This window comes from Geomicrobium sp. JCM 19039 (assembly GCF_000698145.1).
GTDB lineage: Bacteria > Bacillota > Bacilli > Bacillales > Marinococcaceae > Geomicrobium_A.
The window spans coordinates 1-21,226 of sequence record NZ_BAXB01000010.1 but is presented as its reverse complement, the minus strand read 5'-3'; the positions used below and the strand labels follow the sequence as shown (position 1 = coordinate 21,226).

Annotated in this window: 23 protein-coding genes and 2 pseudogenes; 5 read left to right on the top strand and 20 right to left on the bottom strand. The window is 44.2% G+C overall.

The genetic code is table 11. The annotated features are described in order from the left end of the window. Nucleotides 1-24: 24 nt before the first annotated feature. The 9 genes from JCM19039_RS11045 to JCM19039_RS11000 form a co-directional block, all read right to left on the bottom strand. Nucleotides 25-648: a serine hydrolase gene (locus JCM19039_RS11045; protein ID WP_042427074.1), complete on the bottom strand. Its 624-nt coding sequence runs from the start codon at nucleotides 646-648 to the stop codon at nucleotides 25-27. After that, a complete protein-coding gene (locus JCM19039_RS26505; protein WP_081834468.1) occupies nucleotides 645-971 on the bottom strand; it encodes a serine hydrolase in 327 nt (108 codons plus the stop codon). The genes JCM19039_RS11045 and JCM19039_RS26505 overlap by 4 nt, the downstream gene beginning before the upstream one ends. Before the next feature lie 14 nt (nucleotides 972-985). Next, nucleotides 986-2,014, bottom strand: a complete 1,029-nt coding sequence (locus JCM19039_RS11035) for a hypothetical protein (protein WP_042427069.1) — start codon at nucleotides 2,012-2,014, stop codon at nucleotides 986-988. Nucleotides 2,015-2,024: 10 nt separating this feature from the next. Then, nucleotides 2,025-2,816 (bottom strand): hypothetical protein, encoded by a 792-nt coding sequence (locus JCM19039_RS11030; RefSeq protein WP_042427067.1) that lies wholly within the window; start codon nucleotides 2,814-2,816, stop codon nucleotides 2,025-2,027. Continuing rightward, on the bottom strand, nucleotides 2,813-3,496 hold the full coding sequence (locus tag JCM19039_RS11025) for an ATP-binding cassette domain-containing protein (RefSeq protein ID WP_042427065.1): 684 nt from the start codon (nucleotides 3,494-3,496) through the stop codon (nucleotides 2,813-2,815). The genes JCM19039_RS11030 and JCM19039_RS11025 overlap by 4 nt, the downstream gene beginning before the upstream one ends. After that, on the bottom strand, nucleotides 3,489-3,875 hold the full coding sequence (locus JCM19039_RS11020) for a GntR family transcriptional regulator (RefSeq protein ID WP_042427064.1): 387 nt from the start codon (nucleotides 3,873-3,875) through the stop codon (nucleotides 3,489-3,491). The genes JCM19039_RS11025 and JCM19039_RS11020 overlap by 8 nt, the downstream gene beginning before the upstream one ends. 1,278 nt (nucleotides 3,876-5,153) lie before the next feature. Next, nucleotides 5,154-5,456 (bottom strand): YerC/YecD family TrpR-related protein, encoded by a 303-nt coding sequence (locus tag JCM19039_RS11010; protein ID WP_042400019.1) that lies wholly within the window; start codon nucleotides 5,454-5,456, stop codon nucleotides 5,154-5,156. A gap of 51 nt (nucleotides 5,457-5,507) precedes the next feature. Next, nucleotides 5,508-6,536, bottom strand: a complete 1,029-nt coding sequence (locus tag JCM19039_RS11005; RefSeq protein ID WP_052398709.1) for a DUF3048 domain-containing protein — start codon at nucleotides 6,534-6,536, stop codon at nucleotides 5,508-5,510. Between the two features lie 49 nt (nucleotides 6,537-6,585). Continuing rightward, nucleotides 6,586-8,328 carry an adenine deaminase C-terminal domain-containing protein gene (locus JCM19039_RS11000; RefSeq protein WP_042427056.1) on the bottom strand — a complete coding sequence of 581 codons (1,743 nt, stop codon included), beginning with the start codon at nucleotides 8,326-8,328 and terminating at the stop codon, nucleotides 6,586-6,588. Nucleotides 8,329-8,647: 319 nt separating this feature from the next. Here JCM19039_RS11000 and JCM19039_RS10995 point away from each other — a divergent pair, with 319 nt between their 5' ends. Beyond that, complete coding sequence (locus JCM19039_RS10995; RefSeq protein ID WP_042427053.1) at nucleotides 8,648-10,042, top strand: hypothetical protein; 1,395 nt, start codon at nucleotides 8,648-8,650, stop codon at nucleotides 10,040-10,042. A gap of 137 nt (nucleotides 10,043-10,179) precedes the next feature. Continuing rightward, complete coding sequence (locus JCM19039_RS10990) at nucleotides 10,180-11,121, top strand: aldo/keto reductase family protein (RefSeq protein ID WP_042427050.1); 942 nt, start codon at nucleotides 10,180-10,182, stop codon at nucleotides 11,119-11,121. 71 nt (nucleotides 11,122-11,192) lie between these two features. On the opposite strand, the gene JCM19039_RS10985 is transcribed toward JCM19039_RS10990, so the two are convergent. After that, nucleotides 11,193-11,837 (bottom strand): GntR family transcriptional regulator, encoded by a 645-nt coding sequence (locus JCM19039_RS10985; RefSeq protein ID WP_152549006.1) that lies wholly within the window; start codon nucleotides 11,835-11,837, stop codon nucleotides 11,193-11,195. 161 nt (nucleotides 11,838-11,998) lie between these two features. Between JCM19039_RS10985 and JCM19039_RS10980 the strand changes: the two genes are divergently transcribed. The 3 genes from JCM19039_RS10980 (at nucleotide 11,999) to JCM19039_RS10970 (ending at nucleotide 14,988) form a co-directional block, all read left to right on the top strand. Then, complete coding sequence (locus JCM19039_RS10980) at nucleotides 11,999-13,201, top strand: CaiB/BaiF CoA-transferase family protein (RefSeq protein WP_042427047.1); 1,203 nt, start codon at nucleotides 11,999-12,001, stop codon at nucleotides 13,199-13,201. A 28-nt stretch (nucleotides 13,202-13,229) separates the two neighbouring features. Continuing rightward, nucleotides 13,230-13,397, top strand: a complete 168-nt coding sequence (locus JCM19039_RS10975) for a hypothetical protein (protein ID WP_238545012.1) — start codon at nucleotides 13,230-13,232, stop codon at nucleotides 13,395-13,397. Nucleotides 13,398-13,476: 79 nt separating this feature from the next. Then, nucleotides 13,477-14,988 (top strand): sodium:solute symporter, encoded by a 1,512-nt coding sequence (locus tag JCM19039_RS10970; protein ID WP_042427043.1) that lies wholly within the window; start codon nucleotides 13,477-13,479, stop codon nucleotides 14,986-14,988. A 40-nt stretch (nucleotides 14,989-15,028) separates the two neighbouring features. On the opposite strand, the gene JCM19039_RS10965 is transcribed toward JCM19039_RS10970, so the two are convergent. From JCM19039_RS10965 to JCM19039_RS25490, 10 genes and pseudogenes are all read right to left on the bottom strand, one after another. Further along, nucleotides 15,029-15,787 (bottom strand): ABC transporter permease subunit, encoded by a 759-nt coding sequence (locus tag JCM19039_RS10965; RefSeq protein ID WP_042427040.1) that lies wholly within the window; start codon nucleotides 15,785-15,787, stop codon nucleotides 15,029-15,031. 72 nt (nucleotides 15,788-15,859) lie between these two features. Continuing rightward, nucleotides 15,860-16,675: an ABC transporter ATP-binding protein gene (locus JCM19039_RS10960; protein WP_052398708.1), complete on the bottom strand. Its 816-nt coding sequence runs from the start codon at nucleotides 16,673-16,675 to the stop codon at nucleotides 15,860-15,862. Next, nucleotides 16,672-16,872: a PLD nuclease N-terminal domain-containing protein gene (locus JCM19039_RS10955; protein ID WP_042427036.1), complete on the bottom strand. Its 201-nt coding sequence runs from the start codon at nucleotides 16,870-16,872 to the stop codon at nucleotides 16,672-16,674. Before JCM19039_RS10955 ends, JCM19039_RS10960 begins: the two co-directional genes overlap by 4 nt. Nucleotides 16,873-16,946: 74 nt before the next feature. Further along, nucleotides 16,947-17,087, bottom strand: coding sequence for a hypothetical protein (locus JCM19039_RS24405; RefSeq protein ID WP_193744209.1), 141 nt, complete (start codon nucleotides 17,085-17,087; stop codon nucleotides 16,947-16,949). Further along, nucleotides 17,077-17,358, bottom strand: a complete 282-nt coding sequence (locus JCM19039_RS10950) for a YxlC family protein (protein ID WP_042427033.1) — start codon at nucleotides 17,356-17,358, stop codon at nucleotides 17,077-17,079. The genes JCM19039_RS24405 and JCM19039_RS10950 overlap by 11 nt, the downstream gene beginning before the upstream one ends. Further along, a complete protein-coding gene (locus JCM19039_RS10945) occupies nucleotides 17,358-17,855 on the bottom strand; it encodes a sigma-70 family RNA polymerase sigma factor (RefSeq protein WP_042427030.1) in 498 nt (165 codons plus the stop codon). Before JCM19039_RS10945 ends, JCM19039_RS10950 begins: the two co-directional genes overlap by 1 nt. Nucleotides 17,856-18,080: 225 nt before the next feature. Beyond that, nucleotides 18,081-19,096 (bottom strand): annotated as a pseudogene (dmpG, locus tag JCM19039_RS10940) (4-hydroxy-2-oxovalerate aldolase). Between the two features lie 4 nt (nucleotides 19,097-19,100). After that, nucleotides 19,101-19,990, bottom strand: a pseudogene (locus JCM19039_RS10935) (acetaldehyde dehydrogenase (acetylating)). Continuing rightward, complete coding sequence (locus JCM19039_RS10930) at nucleotides 19,977-20,639, bottom strand: GntR family transcriptional regulator (RefSeq protein ID WP_042427028.1); 663 nt, start codon at nucleotides 20,637-20,639, stop codon at nucleotides 19,977-19,979. Before JCM19039_RS10930 ends, JCM19039_RS10935 begins: the two are co-directional and overlap by 14 nt. Nucleotides 20,640-21,045: 406 nt before the next feature. Beyond that, nucleotides 21,046-21,226 (bottom strand): hypothetical protein (locus JCM19039_RS25490; RefSeq protein ID WP_238545011.1); only part of this gene is annotated, 181 nt, incomplete at its 5' end.

Genomic DNA, 21,226 nt, shown 5'->3' with positions numbered 1-21,226 from the left:
TGTGTCCGTTTATCGATGCGTCATTCATCCGCCGCCTATTTTTTTGTATATAGCTTCTTTGATTTGCTCACGCAAAAACGTGAGATTATAGCTTCTTCCGAAATGTACACGATTTGTCAAGAACACGACACGTAGTTTCTCTACCGGATCACACCACATATTTACACCCGTAAAGCCTGTATGTGAAAATGTTTGACCCGACATTTGCCATCCGAGTCCGGTAAAACTAGTCTCAATAAGTGACTTGGAAATGATCTCGTTACGAGGAGTTTCATAAATGGCTAAGTACTTTTGCAAATCTTTCGCTGTGGAGAAAAGGCCTGCATGACCACTAATGCCACCCATCTGTTCTGCCTTTTCATCATGAACAATGCCTCGTTTATGTGTGCCGTGCCTCTCATCGTACTCGGTAGCAGCGATATTCTTTTTTGTTTTCGGGTTGAACGACGTACAATCCATACCTAGCGGCTGTGTCACCCGTTCATAGAAATAAGATTCAAACTCGTTGTTGAGTATTTTTTCACACAGGAAGTAAAGCAGCATCATGCCGAGGTCACTATATACTCGTTTAACACCAGGCTCAACGTGCACGGGTTGCTCCAACAAATCTTTAACCATTTCTGATCGTGTGTAGCCTGCATACTTCAAAGAGTGATCGGCGCCCAGCCTGACGTGTGATTAAGTAAATGCCGGACGGTCACACGTTCGTGAGGAAATGTTGGAAAAACGTCTCGAACGCACGTATCCAGTTGAAGTCTGCCCTCATCCACGAGCAAAAGAGTGACAGGCAGCATCGCTGTCACCTTCGTGAGTGAGGCAATATCAAACCGTGTATTTGTTTCCATCTGTTCTTCTTTAGGAAAAACAACTTGGTTGCCATACGCTCGATGGCACACTTCGATGCCATTATGCACCACGGACAAAACAGCACCTGGAATGTGTCGATCTTGAATCGCCTCTTGAATCATCATCGTGCCCCCTCGTCTTATTGTATCGTCATGTATCCGTAATAGATGTCTAGACTCGACTCGTCCTCTGGCACGAGGTCAGCGCGAAATGCCAATTGTCCAGAAGATGCTTCAAATACTTCAACGATCGCTGATTGGTTATCTTGTTCAGACAGAGAAAACAACTGATCATTTACGACCGTAACGAGCGGATTGTCAACGTGTTTGATCGTTACGACCTCTTCAAATTGTCCGTTACTTTCCTTCCATAGCGTTCCTTCGGATAATAAGTAGAACGTATCTTCCCCAGCGTAAAGGGTATGGACGCTCGTTGCTTCTTCTGGAAGTTCAAGTTCTGCCTTCACTTCACCATCCACAAGGTCATATACTAAAGCCATCCCTTCATCAGTGAGTAGAGCCGAACGAGAATGCGTCGTCTCCATTCCCAATCCGTATTGAGAGAAAGCATGACCTGGGCGTTGTTGATGATCAATCACTTCTTGTTGATTCACGTCAATCGTTAGGTGATGGTTCTCGTCTTCCACTCTTGCCAAGATGTACAAATGCCCATTCTCAACATATAGATTTGTAATATCCCCCCATTCGTCCAAAGGAAGGGACGGAATCGTTACTCTCCAATCATCTTCGGATTGTTTATCGACAAATTGCACACGTAACTCGATCCCTTCTGAATCTGGAAAATGTTCAAACTGGGCGCCTACAAGAAAATGGTCATTTTCAAAGATTGGACCGTAAAAATATTGCAAGGCTTCATGCTCATCTCGAACTGTACTCTGATGCGCTGCACGTTGGTAATCAAACATCATTGACCGAGAAGCGTTATATTGTGTACCCGTGTTCGGATGAAAAATAAACCCATCGGTGAATTGATTGCCTTCAACTCTACCGGTATAACTAAGTTTCTCTGTAAAAGAAGAATCTCCTTCGATATTTTCTAATTGAAAGCTTGGCATATTACTAAACATGGTAGCGGTTTGAACGTAGTGAAACATTACTCCACCTACAGTAAAAACTGCGATTATTATCGTAACAAGTGCGCGGTTCATCGTTTTCCTCCTAAACGGTAACTTTTCTTAATAATAAGAATCTCGAAACGAATAAGCTAACGGCGCAAATGCCGAGAGTAACCCCAAGCATGACTAGTAATAATTCAATACCGTTTACACGTACAACGAAATGAGACGCTACTCCATACAACATGAACGCTGCAACGACATAAGCGGCCCCTATGCCAAGCCCGATAAATCCAAAAGACCTCTCAAACAAAATCGCTGAAAATAGCACACAAACAAGCGTAATTCCTAATCCATACACAACGAAGAAGTCAAGTAACGTCGGCGGATAAACAATAGCTAAAGCTGAGTTCAAACTATGGAATAAATAAAAAGGTTCAATTTGCCCACCATAAAGAGAGTTCGGGAGCACCCACTCAAACAGCCCCATTTGCAACGGTAATACGAGACGGTATATGCTTACGACAGCGAGTGTTACCAGCACAATTGTCACGAGCTTCGCTGCAAACACATTCATCCGGCTACTCGGAAGCATGAGTAGACGTTTCATAAACGTGCCTTGACCAAACCAATCCCGATACCAAACGATGAAAATGTATAGCCCGATCGTAATCACCGGCAATGCGAGCGACAAGCTGTAAATCCCATGTTCAAAAACATTGATAAAAGTAAAAGTTATAGAGGGTATCATTTCTCCTGATTCGATTTGCCCTACCCAATAGCGAGGTAACAGCAACGTGAGGGCAAATTGTGTAATAACGACAATGGCGACGAGAGCGAGAAACAGAAAACGAATTCGGTTCAATTCAATAAATAACAAACGTAAGAAGCTCATCGGTACACCTCTCTCATTTTATCGAGCAGAGACTTTTGCTCTTCCTCACGCAATGACTCTACATAGAAACTATCGACAATTTCACCATCGTTCAGGAGTACAGCTCGGTCAACGATCGCTTCAATCTCTCCAACTTCATGTGTCGTAAGAAGGATCGTTTTGCTTTCTACAAATTCACTCGTTAATAGATCAAGAATGCTTTCTCTCGTTAAAGCATCAATCCCTGATAGAGGCTCATCCATCAAAATGTACGTGCATCCGGCGGCGAGACCGAGCATTAAGTTCACTCGCATCTTGTAGCCTTTTGATAGATTTTTAAGCTTTTCACTTTTGTCTAGCTTAAGGTATTTCACGAGGTCTTCGGCTTTATCTGTTTCCCATTTCGGATAGTGTAGTTGCGTAAATTCCATTGATTCTGCAACCGTCATCACCCTCGGCATCGAAAGATCGTCTGTAATAAATATCACATCTCGATTGGTCGCATGTGTATACGGTTTGCCAGCAAAACTCACGGTTCCTTTCGAAGGAGTTAAGTTCATAATCGCCTGCAAAATCGTCGTTTTCCCTGCACCGTTTAGTCCAATCAAGCACGTAATTTCATTCGTATTCGCATGAAAAGACACAGATCGAACGACTTTTTTTCTACCGAATGATTTCGTCATTTGTTCGATTTCAATCATCGCTCGCGCTCTCTCCTTTACGATGTATTTGTAATTGAATTCGGGATACGATTTCATCTAATGGGAGCTGCAACGGTTCAACTTCATCGAGAAAATTAGAAATTGATTCATGTAGCAGCTCTTCACGCACGCCTTGCAAGATGTGCGCATCTGTCGTCACTTTACTCGGCACATTTCGTTCTGTTTTAATCAACTTCTGTTCCTCCATTTCTCGGTACGCGCGTTGCACAGTATTCGGATTAATCTTTAACTGCGAAGCCAGTTCTCTTCGGGAAGGAATCTCCTCACCAGCAGTGAGAATACCCTTCGCAATACTCAACTTAAAATGCCTAACGACTTGCAAGTAGACGGGGTCACGAGTATTAAACGATATATTCATAGGCATTACCTTCCATCTATAAGTGTGTGTATTAATTAGTTCATACACTTGATGTATGACTGTACTATACTCTTAATACAGATCATTCGTCAAGCGTTGCATGTAAAAAGTTAAGTTGGGATAGGCAGACAGCGTGCACATGAAAAATAGTCATCTTGTTTGCTTTCGTATCGGTACCGGGCAATCACCTTATCAATCTGTGTTGCTGAAATGATTCAATATACATGCATGAGAGCCAAAGGAGAAACTGCCATTCCAACCATTCATCATAAGTAATGTAGTGGTCACTTATTTTCTAATGAAATCAGTCGTTAGGACGTGACGTATATATAGTGCACTAAAGAATTGATAGTGTAACTTCAAACTTCCGTTCCAATCGCTAGGCTCAACAAATGCTACGATCTTTTCTATTACAAAGACGACCGCTCGGTTTATCTTCGGCACCTCCGGTGCCTATAGTTGCTAGCTCTTGAGGTTTATATGAATAAACAGGTTGACGTTCGGTGTAGAAACGTACGTTCACAAGTCGCCCAGTATGAGGAAAACTGCAGTATTCTGAAGCGATCTAGATAAGTTGAACTAAAGAATTTCTTCAAGAACCAATGGTAGCTTGGGAAAGTGGAAGCTGTGCTCGAGTTGGATGAAATCTCAGGAAAAGCGGTATATTCTCATAAACTAGGTAACAGAATGAGCAAACTCGGTAACAGATTATCGGGTCACGTGCACATTCCCGCCCCGAAGTACCCACAAGCGGTTGGCGCGGTTCGCGCCGAACCGCGTCCGATTTATCTTCGGCAGCGCTCAGGCCGATAGGGTGCTCACTTATGGTCATTGAATCTGCGCTCCAGTTGGAAGAAACTACGCAGGAGTTTAGCGGAGTGAGCCCCAAATATCGTTAAACTAGGCAAACTTGCGCGCAAAATGGCACCCAGTACCGCGCTCCCCCTCCAACCCAACAGCGCACATTAGGAAAACGATTTAGAACAATATATTCCAGCATATACCAAATACATTCAGGCGCAGAACCCGAACGATCCACTGTGTATCTCAAAATGATTGCCAAACGTCTACACTCAGTGATAACGGTCCAGATCGTTTAGAACGTGATCTGGCTGCTACATTCCAACATACCTCAATCTCGAGCGTGCACAGCACAAGAACGTTACCTTCGCACAACCGAACAATTCTTAAGCACACTCGCAATTACCATGCTAAAAACCGGATGCCTCCAATGAGACATCCGGTTTTAAACGATTTTAGTACAGCTTCTCACACTCATTAAGAGTGGTTTTCACTATGGACACGATCAAGCGTCATCTGATAACTATCATTACCGTAATTCAAGCAACGTTTCACACGACTAATCGTCGCTGTGCTTGCGCCAGTTTCGACTTCAATCTTATGGTAAGTACTTCCTGATTGTAACATTCGGGCAACTTCTAAACGCTGAGCTAAAGATTGCACTTCATTTACTGTGCACAAGTCATCAAAAAACTGATAGCATTCTTCGAGATCTTTCAATGATAATACCGCTTGAAAAAGTTGATCCAACTCTTTTCCTCTTAATTTATCGATTTGCATAGAGATCACTCTCTTTCTTTAGTAAGGTAAGAAATATGCGCACAAGCACATTTACTCGTCCTGAATCGTTACAGAATCTAGTGAATCTACGATGTTTATCCATGTATTGCCTTTAATCAATTGCTCCCCGTCAGGAACAATCCGGCCATCAACGTTTGTCCAATTCACTTCCTCGTACTTTCCGTCCTGCAACAATAAGCCCGCACCACCTGCTAAGACATCAATTTCCCGTCTGCCTGCATCATCAATGATCGAATGCCGAGCTTCTACAACCATCACATTCTTAGTGCGATACGCCTCTCCAGTTGCTTCGTCGACCAAAGGCTCCCCGTCGCTAAAACGGATATACTCCCGGTCCTCTGCATCAAATTGATATTCCGCTGATGATCGTCCCATATAGGAGATGGTTACACCAGATGCAGCGTTCCCGTCAATCGCTTCATCACGAAATGAGAGGGGCGGTGTGTCAAGAGACATCGGAATCCCGGCCTGCTCCGCATGAGCTAAAAGTTCATCGTAATGCACATAAGAGTTGTGTGGAGCCGGGCGCGTAGCGACTCTCTCAAAAAGACCTCCATCATAGTGCATCCCATTAACCTCGTACAAATCGTCAGCTTGAATTCTCGCTTCGGCTCCTGGGCTAAACCCGTGTGCAACAAAGAGTGAATCAAATCCTGAAGATAGATCAATAAATACTTCTCTAGCACTTCGAACAGGACCAATCGTCTCCGGATGCTCGCTATGATAGATTGCAATGAAACGGGTAATTGAAGCTTCTGTTAGCACTTCGTACACGATGTCTGCTTCTTGCAAACCTGTCAGAGGCCGTGCATTCCGATCGTTGGAAACGACAACTGCCAACGGTCGAGTCGTTTCTACCTCGTTTGTCCCGATCCCGCTAAGTGGATGCACAAATGGTAGCTCAGCTTGTTCAACTTCCACAGCTTCACGAGCAGGGACTTCATTAAAGGGCTTGCGCTCTAGATCATCGCCTTCTTGAAGCGACTCGGGCTCAGATTGGCACGCTGTTACAATCAAAAGCATGAGCAACGGGACAACCATACGTTTAAAACGGTTCAAATCACTCATCCTTCCACGGAGTGAGTAAACACTTCTTCACTTTACTATTTTAACGCATTATCGTTGGAAAAAGCACGCTTTTCTTATGCACATCGTAAATTCCTTTAGACGTCATTCTAACATATGGCAAGTGCGTTGATGAGAAAAAGAAGATGCTATATAACGGATCGTCAAACGAATATCCCGCCTCTTTCATCACGTTTTCAAACGCTCGATGTTCCTCGATCAATGTTTCCATCGGTTGGTCAGACATGACACCGTAGTAAGGGAATTTCCAGTTACAAACATTCTCTTCGCTTTGAACAATGGAGATGCCGCCGCCTTGTTCCTTTAATTGCTCGAAGGCTTGTTTCATGGCTGACTTCTTCTTTCCAATCAAAACGACATCACCTGTAATGGAATATGAGGTAGCCAATCCGTCTAAATTCGAAGCAAACCCTTTTATGATCGTATTCATGCGCCATTTGCCTTCTTTGTCAAACATCGCAAAAAAGCATTCATCATGATCGGGGCTTAATTCATCAACAGCTCCGTCAACATCAATATGGTAAGGCTTCAACAGAACAGAGTTTACTAAGTGAATGCCCATCGGCATCGAAAAGTGCAAATCATCGTCTTGTAGATCCCAGTTCAGCGGCTTCCACGGCTTCGTGTAATCGCTCCAAGGAAATGGCTCGTTCGTATACACGAGCTCTTTATCTCGTACGATCCATTCCCCTTTTGCCAAAACACTCACAGGTGCTGGATTCGTAACATCTTCAAGGAAATTAAGGTGAGCCAACCGGCCAGGCGCAATCATTCCGTGGTGAGCATCAATGCCATAGTGTCTCGCAACATTGTAAGAGGCCATTTCGTAAGCCGCAATCGGGTCAATGCCTCCTTCAATCGCAATTCGGAGCAATTGATCCATCACACCAGGCTCATAAAAGCTCGGATTTCCTCCATCCGTCGTCAATAAGAAACGGTTAAAGTTCGTAATTCCCGCATCCACGATTTCTTTAACGAGGAGCGGCAAATCTGGTCGCAATGAGGAATGACGTAACGTCGTCGTATAACCTGCGTCTAATCGCTTCAACACTTCTTCACCAGAAATGGCCTCGTGGTCGCTCGTGACCCCTAAAATCGCTAACTGTGCCAACGTACGTTCTGAAGCACCTGGAAGATGACCTTCGATCCGCTTATTTCTCTTTAGTACTTCTTCCATCCAATGCAGAAGTGTATCATCTCCTGAAATAACTTTTGGCCAACCTGTTAACTCGCCTCCTTGAACGACGAGCGGGTGGTTTAACCACTCTTCAAGCGCCTGAGGGGTAAACACGCTATGCTCATCTTTCGTTTCGGTTTGCGAGTCGATTCGACAGGACCAATAGATCGATGAAGGCCCTTTATTCATTTCCGTAACGAGAGTAAGCGCTTTCTTTTTTTCGAGATTCATCATGAGGATGAGGTTATCGTTGAAGATCGTGCTCGTTCCTCTTTCAAGCGCATAATTCGCAAACGTTTCTGGGTTGTAGCCAATAAACGGATGGGCATGGTGCTCAATATATCCTGGTACAATCCATTGTCCAGCAGCATCCGTCCACTCCGTACCTTCTGTTTTTGTCGGTAAGGCGTCTCCGACGTACACGATGCGGTCAGCGTAAATCCAGATGTTTGCGGTTGTCCATTGTTTACGACCACTGTTTAAAAATGTCGCATTTGTTATCACTTTTGAAGGTGCCCGCTCGCCGCGAACAACACTAATTTGATTTCGTTTTTCACGTTTGTTCCAAAGTGAGTGATGAGGGTGCATGTGAATCACCTGCTTTATCAATGATATTCGTGCTTTAACGATACGAATCAACTGTATCCTTTGTCCCTTTATTCTACCACAGTTTTTAATGCCGATCGGGAAACTCCGTGACAACAATGTAACAATCGTGCCTGTTGGGCTCATTATAACGTATATCCAAGCGTAACGGTTGTTTTATGTCAGAATTTATTACAAAGTCCAAATTCATGTGAAATTGGTAGGAATCCGTTTCATTTCGCCAATCACCTCTCCCATTTGCACCATCGTCTAGACCGATGCGTAGAATAGTCTAATCTTGTGCGAAGGAAGGGCGTGTACTATGGAAATCATCTCCTCACATTGGATTTATTTCGCCGGGATTCTCATCATCATCTTAACGATGCTCATGAGAAAGAATGTTGTAGTGCCTGCCATATTAATGACCTTTCTCATCGGTCTCATTTATACAGGCTCTCTCTCCACGGGTTTACAAACGATCTTTAACGCCAGCCTCGTGGCCGCCGGAGAGCTTTTTAGCATCTTTTTAATCATTGCCATCATGACTGCTCTTCTCCAAGGGCTTGAAGTCGTTGGAGCGAATGAGCAAATGATCAAGCCATTTGGGAAGGTCATGACGAATGGGCATATCTCCTACCTTGTCATTATTCTCGTTACGTATGTGATTAGCTTGTTCTTTTGGCCAACACCAGCTGTCCCCCTCGTGGGCGCGCTACTATTGCCTGTCGCAATTCGAGCCGGTTTACCTCCAATAGCGGGGGCTGCCGCTATTGCCATTGCCGGTCAAGGGATGGCGCTATCAAGTGACTATATTATCCAAATCGCTCCAATGCTTAGTGCAACCGCTGCTGGGGTAAGTGGTCAGGCCGTAGCGGACCGTGCTCTTCTTTTATCCATCATTACAGGAGTCGCCGCCCTTACCATTGCCTACCTCATGATCCGTAAACAGATACAACAAAGAAACGATCGGCACTTAGAAAAATGGATGGAAGGAAAACGAATTGAAAAACGTACAGAAGCCACTCGAAAAGGAAAAGCATTCGCCATCATTGTGCCCGTTACATTCGCCGTCGTCATCTGTTATATGCTCTACACGACGTTTTTTACCGACCTCAGCCTTGAAGGGGGAACGGGTGCTGCGCTCATCGGCGGGGTTGCCTTGTTATTACTCATCGCTGCGAGTGTTTTCTATAAGCCGAGGCAAGTGTTTGAAAATGTGAGTGACTGTATGGTCGATGGGTTTTTATTCGCATTTAAAGCGATGGGACCCGTCATCCCGATTGCCGGCTTTTTCTTTCTCGGTAGTGATGAATTTTCAGCAAGCATAATCGGCACCGAAACGGCACCTGCTTTTCTTTTTGACCTCGTACAATCCGGGCAACACTTAATTCCAGAACACGCCGCTTGGACTGCATTTGGCATTCTCATCATCGGCATGATCACCGGACTTGATGGGTCAGGGTTTTCTGGCCTTCCGCTCACAGGTGCACTGTCTGGCGCTTTAGGTCCCGTTGCTGGAGTCGACCCTGCTACGCTAGCAGCGATTGGTCAAATGGGTGCCATTTGGGTTGGTGGCGGTACGCTCATCGCTTGGTCGTCCCTCGTTGCGGTTGCCGGTATATCAAGAGTGAATGTCCAGACACTTGTACGGATCTGTTTTATCCCTGTCATTACAGGTTTATTATTGAGCACCCTTTTCGCTGTTTTATTCCTTTAAAGAAATGTACGTCCACATCACAGCTTACGTTTCATCAGGAGAGATGAATGTGAGCTGTTTCTTTTTTTATTAAAACACTCTACCCCTTCGTTTGCCGTGTTATGATGAATCAAATTAACGTGAATGGAGGAATTACGATGCAATATCGTCATTTAGGTTCAACCGGAGTTCGAGTGAGTGAAATTAGTTTAGGGAGCTGGCTCACCTATGCCGGTTATGTGGACGACCGCGCAGCTGAACAGACGATCCATACTGCCTATGATCTAGGGATTAACTTTTTTGATACAGCCAATGTGTATATGAAAGGGGAAGCGGAGAAGCTGGTCGGTAATGCCTTGAAATCATATGATCGTTCGTCGTATGTACTTGCTACAAAAGTATATGGAGAAATGGGACAAGGGGTAAACGATCGTGGTCTTTCTCGAAAACATATTATCGAGCAGTGCGAAGCAAGCTTAAAGCGATTGGACCATGATTATGTTGACCTTTATTATTGCCATCGCTTTGACCCTTCAACACCTGTCGAGGAGACAATTCGTGCGCTCGATGACCTCGTCCGCCAAGGAAAGGTCTTGTACATCGGCGTAAGTCAGTGGACTCCAGCACAGATGAGTGAAGCCCTACACATCGCTGATCGCAAGCTGCTAGACCGATTCGTCGTTAATCAACCGCTTTATAACATGTTGGATCGATCCATTGAAGACGAAGTCATCCCACTTGGCAAACAGCACGGTTTTGGCCAAGTTGTCTACTCCCCTCTAGCTCAAGGTGTGCTAAGTGGAAAATATAAGCGAGGTTCCGACATTCCAAAAGGTAGTCGGGCAGAAGAAAACTTTACATCCATTCAACGATTCATGGCCGATGAGCAATTAGACACCGTCCAAGAACTGCAGACCATTGCTCGTGAACTCGATCTTACTCTTTCACAACTTGCTCTCTCCTGGATTCTTCGCAAAGATAATGTATCCAGTGCGATCATTGGCGCCAGTCGCCCTGACCAAGTTGAAGAAAATGTCCGTGCAAGTGGGGTTGTGCTCGAACAAAACACCTTAGAAAAAATTGACGCATTGCTCGGATAGACCGCATTAAAACATCCTCTATTCTTTCTTCAGCTCAGCTTACATCGCCATTGATGTAAGCTGAATGTTTGCTACCCCTTTTCCCGCTCGAGTTGTTCAAGAACGCGATCTCTCCCTTGGTAGATATGTTCATGCATTGCACTTCTTGCTCGCGCACTGTCTTGATCTTTAATCGCAGCGATAATCACTTCATGAAGATGAAACGATTGTTCCAATTCACGCTGTTGAAACCAAAAGAATGAATGAAAGACAAGCGGTAACACGACCACTTTTCTAATCAGGTCCTCCGTATGAGGATCTTGACTTGCACGGATGACCGCCTGATGAAACTGGTGATTCTTCTGTAAAATCGCTTGAATATGTTCGATCTTATTATCCTCTTGCTCTGTAATCGTCGAATAGAATGCTGCATTCGCAGCATACATGTTGTCAAGATCTTCGTCCGTGCGGTGGATGGCACTTAAACTTGCCGCATACCCTTCGAGTAAAGACCGCACATCATAGATTTGGCGAATATCTTTTCTTGAAAACGAACGCGCGACATATCCTCGACGAAGGGGCGTGATTAAGCCATCAAACTCTAGCTGTTTGAGAGCACTACGAATCGGCGTCCGACTCACTTGAAACTCCTCAGTTAATGCCTCCTCTGTCAAACGATCCCCTGGTTTATACTTACCTGTAATTAATGCTTGTCTCATTTTTTCATATACACTCAACTTCAACACCTCTATGTTCATTGTACAGAAATGTCAAAAAACCACAAAGTGATTATTTTGTATACAATAAAGCGTTTTCATAGTCATTTATAGAATATATATTGACGTATTGTATACAATGATGCTATTGTTTTTGTAATATTCGATCAGGAGTGATAATCATGAGCGACACATCAATGCCTCTTAAAGGAATTCAAGTGCTTGAACTCGGGACGTTACTTGCTGGCCCTTTTGCTGGGCGCTTACTTGCTGATTTTGGGGCGGAAGTGATTAAGATAGAGCCTCCGGATAAACCTGATCCGATGAGGCAATGGGGAAAAGAAAAAGATGGTGTTGGATTATGGTGGCCCGTTCAATCTCGTAATAAAAAGTCAATCACTTTAAACCTTCGCACAAAGGAAGGGCAGCAAGTATTCAAGGAATTAGCCGAAAAATCTGATGTGATTATTGAGAATTTTCGATCTGGAACGATGGAAAAATGGGGATTAGGTTACGACACGTTAAAAGAAATCAACCCTGGATTAATCATGATGAGAACGACGGGCTACGGCCAAACGGGCCCGTACAAAGACCGCGCAGGGTTCGGTAGCATTGGCGAGGCTATGGGCGGCATTCGGTATGTAACGGGGTTTGAAGACCGCCCTCCCGCTCGAGTTGGCATCTCTATTGGTGATACCCTTGCAGCATTATTCTCAACGATTGGTTGTTTAACCGCACTCGTTGAGCGTCAAACATCTGGCCAAGGACAGATCATTGATACAGCCATTTATGAATCGGTATTTTCCGTTATGGAAAGTATGATTCCTGACTATCTCTTAGCTGATTATGTGCGGGAACGTACTGGGAATATCTTACCCGGTGTTGCCCCTTCCAGCATTTATCGTACGAAAGACGACACGTACATTGTTATTGGCGCAAATGCCGATGCGGTGTTTACAAGACTCGCAAAAGCAATGAATCAACCTGAACTTGCCAATTACAAAGACTACGCTTCTCATGTAGCACGGGGACGTAACCAAAAAGAGTTGGATGCTTTAATCGAACGTTGGACGAAAGATCTTGATGCATCGGATGCGCTGCAAATATTAGAAGACCACGGTGTGCCTTCGGGTCTCATTTACAGTGCAGAAGATATTGTGAAAGATCCTCATTATGCCGCACGTGACATGATCGTCACGACGAAACATCCCGTACTCGGAGATTTCCCTATGCCAGGAATCGTGCCGAAACTAAGCCGTACACCAGGCCAAATTCAACATGCGGGTAGTGTCACACCGGGAGAAGCGAACGAAGAAATCTATGAATCACTGTTACACATAACGAAGGAAAAGCTTGCACAACTACAAAAGCAAGGCGTAATCTGATTTCCCATTATGTGAGGAGGGATTTCCAATGAAAGAACCTATTCAAAAGAAATGGATTTGGGTCGGATTTGTTTTACTCATTGCGTTTAATGCCCCGTGGTATTTACCTGAGGGCATGATTGAACCTTATATTCTTGGCATCCCTTTCTGGCTCTCATTAGTATCTTGCTTTCTCTCATCTTGTGTGCCTATTTAAGCTGGGTTTGCATCGCGCATTGGAATCTCATTGAAGATGAAGAGGAGGAAGAAGCCGAACGTGAGAGGAGGCAATCATCATGACATTGCAATTTGGCGGTACGGATGCACTCATTATTCTAAGTGCCTATGCTGTATTAATGATTGTCATCGGTTGGCTTGCTGGAAGAGGTAAGAAACTCGGAAAAAGTGTAGGAGACTACTATTTAGCAGGTCGGAACCTTGGGTTTATCACGTTATTCTTCACGCTCTATGCAACGCAATATAGCGGCAATACCATCGTTGGCTACGCGCCGACGGCTTACCGAGAAGGATTTTCATGGATTCAATCCGTTCCGTTCATGACTGCGATTATTGGTGTGTACTTAATCTTTGCGCCAAGATTGTACGTCATTGCCAAACGAGCGAAGTTTGTAACACCGACGGATTGGATTAGCTATCGCTTCGAGTCTAAAAAAGTTACGATTGTTGCCATCCTCCTCATGCTTTGGGGCTTAGGAAATTACTTACTTGAACAACTCGTCGCCATCGGCCATGCGGTTTCCGGTTTAACAGGCGGCGCGATTCCATATGGGTATGCGGTTATTGGTTTCATCCTTGTGATGCTTATCTACGAATGGCTAGGTGGAATGCGCGCGGTTGCGCTTACCGACGTGTTGCAAGGAATCATCTTGCTCGTAGGCATTATCGTTGTCTTGATAGGAGCAATGACGTTAGCCGGGGGGAGTTTAGGTAACATTTCTCAATCAATTGCTGCTACAGAACCTCAGAAGATTGGGGTGCCAGACTTGCAAACGAACATAAACTGGATCAGTATGATTTTACTTGCTGGTATCGGCGCTGCCGTGTATCCCCATGCCGTTCAACGAATCTATTCAGCAAGAAGTGAACGAACATTAAAGCGTTCGTTTGCACGTATGGCTTGGATGCCACCGATTACGACTGGCCTCGTACTTGTTGTCGGAATTATTTGTATTGTGTTGTATCCAGGGATGGACACAGGTGAGTCTGAACAAGTCATTGGCGTACTCGCAAATGACATCGCCTCCATGAATACCTTTTATTATTGGATGATGATCATCTTCTTTGGAGGCATTGTTGGAGCGATCGTGTCAACAGCGGATTCGGTTTTACTTAGCTTCTCGTCGATGGTTTCTCATGACATTTACGGAAAGTACATTAACCCGAACGCTTCAGATGAACGAAAAGTAAAAGTCGGGAAATTCGTAGGCGTCATTGTCGTTTTTTTACTCTTATGGATTGCTTGGAATCCACCAGGGACGTTATACCAAATCTTCGTACTCAAATTTGAATTACTCATTCAAGTTGCACCGTGCTTTTTATTAGGCATCTATTGGAAGCGTTTACGATCGACACCGGTGTTCTGGGGAATGGTCGTCGGAGCGGCAATTGCAGGATTGATGACATTAACAGGGAACAACACTCTTTACGGTATTCATGGGGGTATTGTCGGGCTTGCCGCCAACTTTACCATCTGTATCATTGGATCACTCATCATTCCTGTTTCAGATAGCTATCGAACAAAAATTAAAAATAAAACGTCTCTGGAAAACAACGGAGTGAACATGTGATGCGTCTTTTCTTGCGTGTGGGGAACTTCCCCACACGCCTTTAAACTAACCAATCTGTTCTCTTCATATATTGTGCTGCCCCGTAAACGAGTAGACCCATCGTGATGAGCGTTAAGGCAATCGGCATGGTACTACCCTCATGTTCAAATTGAACCGCAAGGTCAACAAGTGTTGCGGGTAGCCACAAAACTTGCTGGTGGAATAATGAAGAAATGATTTGCAAAAGGAATATGATGCCTAAAGCAAGGCCCCCAGCTACGATTTGGCTTTTCATCAGTGCACTAAATGTGACAGTAACTGAAACTACAAACATTAACCATAACCAATACGTAAATATTGAAAACAGCAAGGCACTCATTGAAAGCGTACCAAACAATTGAATAATGTAAACGAGAGTAACAGCGATTCCAGCAAGAAAACTTACCGTCGTTACCGTGAAAGCCGTCATGTATTTAGCGAGTAGATAGGTTGTATAGCTTACGGGTTTAATGAGCAACCAGACTGATTCACCATTCATTCTTTCCCGACTAAGCGTCCCCATAAATGCCAGCACGAGAATGAACGTGCCAATTTGTGAATATTGGCCGAGTGTTTCAGCAAAGACCATCTCCGCAGTTGGTGTTGGAATAACAAACATTGCTCCATCTGGTAAACCTCCGAATTGTTCTAATAAATCGGATAAATAATAACTAGTTAACGGCTGCATGATTCCTAAAAGCACAAATAGCAGCGGCAACCAAATGATCCGATAGCTTCTCATCGTCTCTATCCATTCTTTTCTTAACAACACTCCAATCATCGGTTCACCACCCGATCAAAAAATTCGTCTAACGTAGGATGAGCTTCGTACATTTTTTCTATGACGACTTCTTCATCCAACAAACTTTGAAATATTACTTTTTGTTGCATTTGCTCGCACAACGGCTCTTTTTCCAACCGTTTCAATTTGTACTTCGGGATGATAAAGACGCATGTAATCTTCCCATCGATCTAGCGGTGATTTTGCTTCAATGACCCAATCACCACTGCTATGGCTCTTAAGCACGGTCTCTAATGAATCATGCAAAGCGATTTCACCCCTATGAATCATAAGAACATCATCTGCAATCTGTTCTGCATCATGAAGAATGTGGGTTGAATATACAATTGTCGTTGACTCGCTCAATTCCACAAGCAATCGTTGCATGTCGCGTCGACCTTCAGGGTCCAAAGCACTCATCGGTTCATCGAGCATTAGCAATCGAGGTTGATGAACGATTGCCTGAGCAACTCCAAGCCTTTGCTTCATGCCCCCGGAAAGTTGGGACACCTTTTTATGAATCGCATCGGCTAATCCAACTTCTTGAAGCGTAATTTCAGCTTTTTGGGTGGCGGCATGCTTTGGCTCACCAGTAAATTCGGCAGCGAAACCAACGATTTCAATGACGGTCAGCCACTCAGGAAATTTAGGGTATTGAGGCAAAAAGCCAATCACAGACCTTACATCCTGATTTCCACCATATCCTTCGACATGAACGGTACCTGCGGTTGGCGATAAAAGACCGGCCAACACATGGAGCGTCGTCGTTTTTCCTGCACCATTTGCGCCGAGCAAAGCGGTGATTTTGTTCTCAGAAAGAGAAAAGTTCAAATTTTTGAGGAGGGTCTGGTTTCCAACGGTATAACTTACATCATTAACCGCAATCATCGGTCACTAACCGTTCTTCGTTTCCCAAATAAGAAGTACAAGATGGGTCCGACTGTATTTACGAACAAGATAATTAGAAGCCATCCCCATTTTGGTAATGACACGTGCTCTTGGCGATAAAGATCGGTAAAGGCAATTGCTTTTAAGACGAGTTCAATAATAATAAATGGTGCAATGAGTAACATGAAGTCATTCATAATTTTTTCTCCTTTGTCGATATGGAATCCAAATGTTTGTGTACAACAAGTAGGCAATGAGCGGCATCGGAAGCTCAACATCCCCCAAATCCCCAAAACCAGTACATTCGACCGTTACGCCTTGCATTGATAAATAGATAGGTGCCTTGAGTTAAAAGTGCTATGAATAGGATCGTAAGTAGCCAAATCGGGATTTCTAATAGATCATGACTCATCGTACGCCCCCTTCCTTCTCGCAACGAGTCCGAGCAATACAGTGAAAATAATGGTCGCTTGGATTGCCAGGAATACATACGGTTGTTTGGTCATCAATAGGATCGTACCTGATGCAATGAAAAGCGCAATGAGGATAAAAACAGCCAATTCGAAGCGTTTCTTCTTACGAGTTTCACGGACGAGCGCGTGCATTTCAATTGGTGAAGGCTTTTGTTTCGGTTGTACACGGTGCAACTGATGCAGTTGCTCTTTCAATTTATTCTCATCCATTATTTAGCTCCTTTCTCAGACTGATCATCGTTATGCACTCTTGACTTTGCTGTTCCCGAAGGGATTCCAACGATTTTGGCAATCTCATCATATCCGTATCCATAATAATGTTTCAAAATGAGTGGAATCCGTTCTTTCGGTTTGATATTTTCAAGCGCTGATGTGACAGCTAGCCAATCGGCTGTCGGTTCCTCCCTCATTTCCCATTCCAATTGCCTATCGTTTGTATATCGCTTCCGTCGTTTCTCTTTTCGAAGCTCATCGCGCCAAAGGTTCGTTCCAATTTGGATGAGCCACGTTGAAAACGCAGCTTTCTTTGGATTGAATTGCTTTATTCGCTCAATCGCCTTTATAAACGATTCTTGCGTAAGATCTTCAGCCATCTGTGGATGAAGGGTGAGCTTTAGAAGATAATGATAGACGATATCATAATGATCAAGTAACAACTGTGTGAGCGCCAATTCATCGCCTTTTTTCGCTCTTTTTATTTCATCCATCCCACCCCTCCTTTCTTGCTGTTCATAAGTCATACGCTTAGCATCGTCAATTCGTTCATTTTTTTTACAGAAAAAAGAGAAGTAGCTTTACAATCGCTACTTCTCGTCTCTTGTATTGCTTATACTGGCGTTAAACAAAGAACTGCTCGGCTTTCTCGCGCTGTTCTTCTTTGGCGTGGTCTTAAGGTCACAATTCATGACCGAGTAGAACCTGCCCCAATTATATTATACTGTTGCCTTCGCTTTTTCTTTCGCTAGCTCTTGTGCAACCCCTATAATCCAATCTTCTTGGCCACCCACTGCACCCATCTCACTTAATCTCGTTAAGATGTCACGAGGGTCTACATCGTACTCTTTTCCTGCTCTTTCAGCAAAAAGTAGGAAGCTTGAGTAAACACCCGTATAACCAAGCGTTAAACTAAGCGGATCGATTTGTACGGGTCGCTTCATCATCGGCTTCATCACATCTTCTGCAGCATCCATTGATTGATACAAATCAACGTTGTGATCAATCCCCATCTTATTCATGACGGCGACAAGTTGTTCGGTTGCGGTATTACCTGCACCAGCTCCCATTCCTGCCAAACTCGTGTCAATTCGGTCAGCGCCCTCTTCAATGGCAGCAATGGAATTGGCAACCCCGAGAGAAAGGTTATTATGTCCGTGAAACCCAATTTTTGCGCTCAAGTTCTCTTTAAATAAACGGATACGTTCACGCACTTCATTCATCGTTAACGCTCCAGCTGAATCGGTGACATAAATCGTGTCTGCACCATAATCTTGCATTTTCTTTGCTTCTTCTAGCAAGTTTTCTGCTGATGTTCGATGCGCCATCATTAAGAAGCCGACCGTGTCCATACCCAACTCTTTGGCGGCACGTATATGTTGTTCCGAGACGTCTGCTTCTGTACAATGCGTTGCAACGCGAACGACCGATGCTCCGTAAGAGTGAGCACGCTTTAAATGTTCAATCGTCCCAACTCCCGGTAAGAGCAATACAGCAATTTTCGCTTGTTTCGCATGTTGAACGGCCGTTGTGATGATCGTTTTTTCATCTTCTTTAGAAAATCCGTATTGAATCGAACTGCCACCGAGTCCATCTCCGTGCGTGGCTTCAATAATATCCACACCCGTCTCATCTAACGTTTAGTCAGTTGAGCAATTTGTTGTTTGGAGTATTGATGAGAGAGGGCATGCATCCCATCTCTTAGCGTCACATCATTAATGATTATTTTTTTCATTGATCTAGTACTCCTTTACCATCATATGATCTGCCATGAGTTCCCCTGTTTTTACTGCAGCTGAAGTAATGATATCCAAGTTCCCTGAATACGTCGGGAGGAAGTCACCATTTCCTTCAACTTCAACAGAAACGGTTACGATTTTCCCTTGAATTACTGGATCGGCTTTAAAGCGGTACCCAGGTACGTACGCTTGAACTTTCTTCAACGTCTCCTCTAAGGAAGCAAGAATGTTCTCAGTGTGAGTATCGGCATCTTCAGAAAGTTGCATATGAATTGTATTTCTCATTAACACTGGAGGATCGGCAGGGTTTAAAATGATAATCGCTTTTCCTTCTTTCACGTTCGCCACTTGTTCGATCGCACGTGCTGTTGTGACTGTAAACTCATCAATGTTCTGTCTCGTTCCGATGCCAGCACTTTTACTTGAGATGGAGGCGACAATTTCAGCGTAGTCCACACCAACAACATCTGAAACCGCTTTTATCATTGGGATCGTTGCTTGCCCGCCACACGTCACCATATTCACGTTGTCTAGCTCAACGACGGAGTTTGCATCCTCTTGAACAGCCGGTACAAAGAAAGGGCCAATTGCAGCAGGTGTAAGGTCAATCGCCCGCTTCCCCATTTCTTTTAGAATCGGCGCGTTGCTTTGATGTGCTTTCGCCGATGTGGCTTCAAACACGATGTCTGCGAGTTCAGGTTCTTCTTGAAAACCTTCGATACTCGTATAAATCGGTTTAAGTCCGTGCTCTTTCGCTAGTGCCAACCTTTTGAGTCCCGGTCAATACCGATCATCGCTGTCGGCTCCAACGTTTCACTTCGGAGCAACTTGTACATTAAATCTGTACCGATATTTCCAGAGCCAATAATTGCACATTTAACTTTTGCCATTGTTATACGTCTCCTTTATCTGTTCAATTCCTTCAATGCAATAATCCATTGCTTCAAGCAAATGCTCGTTTAGCAATTGTTTCGCGCGCGCTAAGTCATACTCATGAATCGCATCAACAATCACCCGATGCCTCTCGACAACCCGCTCATGATTGGGCGCTGATACAACACTTGTAATGTCAACGAGGGTTGCAAAAATCCCTTCTAAAGACTTCCATAATTGAAGCAGCGTTTTGTTGCCACTCAGCTTCATGATGAGCATGTGGAAACGAACATCCGCTTCTACTTCGTTCGTTGTGACTTCCATATCGTGTATGCACTGCCGAAGTCGCGGAACGATCTCTACAACCTCGTTTTTATTCGCTTGAGAAAGCGCATGGGTCTCTAGTAAAATTCGGCTGTCGTATAATTTCCGTATGTCTTCCTCAGTAAAGCCGTTGACGATTGTCCGACCATTTGACCTTTTTGTAACAAGATTCTCACTCTCAAGCTTTGCAAACGCCTCGCGTATCGGTCCTCGACTCACTCCTAATTGCTTGGATAACTCTGCCTCAACGAGCGCATCTCCTTGCTCGTATGCTTGCAAGAAAATTTGTTTTCGAATGGTTGCGACTACTTGTTCACTTATCGTCTGTTTTTCAATGCGCATTGTGTACCTCTTTAAATATTCTGAAATGTTAACTGTTTACTATTTTACGAGTGAATATTTAAATTGTCAATACTTCTCTATATAAGTTGAACTAAAGATATTCACTGAACCTTTGTTCGAAATTGGCCTTTACGGGAAAACGCCTAGCTATTGCTATTGATTTTCACCTCGTTTCACTTCGACAACTTCGGTGTCGATCGTTGTTCGTCACTACAAGGGTTCCCGATAACACGAAGAAGGTTTGCCGAAGGGTAACAAGATGTGACCGATGGTCATCACTTGGCGCAAGGAATGTTATGACCTGTCAGTTATGTGACCATTCAGCTCAAACCGGCCACTTTCAGCCTCAACTGTCACGTATATCGCGATTTGTGACCGTTGACTCCGTTTATGTGTGGATCCACGTTTAAAATGATGATTTTTCTTTCCCAAGTGTCACATAAATGAATATATGGGGCATTTGGACTTCTTTCCACACCGTAGCCAGTAGGCAGAAGAGCAAACCGTGTTGCCCTTGTGCTCTGGAGTATAAAGAAAAAACGGTGGACGTCGTTTGGCCACCGATGTTGCACTTGTGCTCTGGAGTA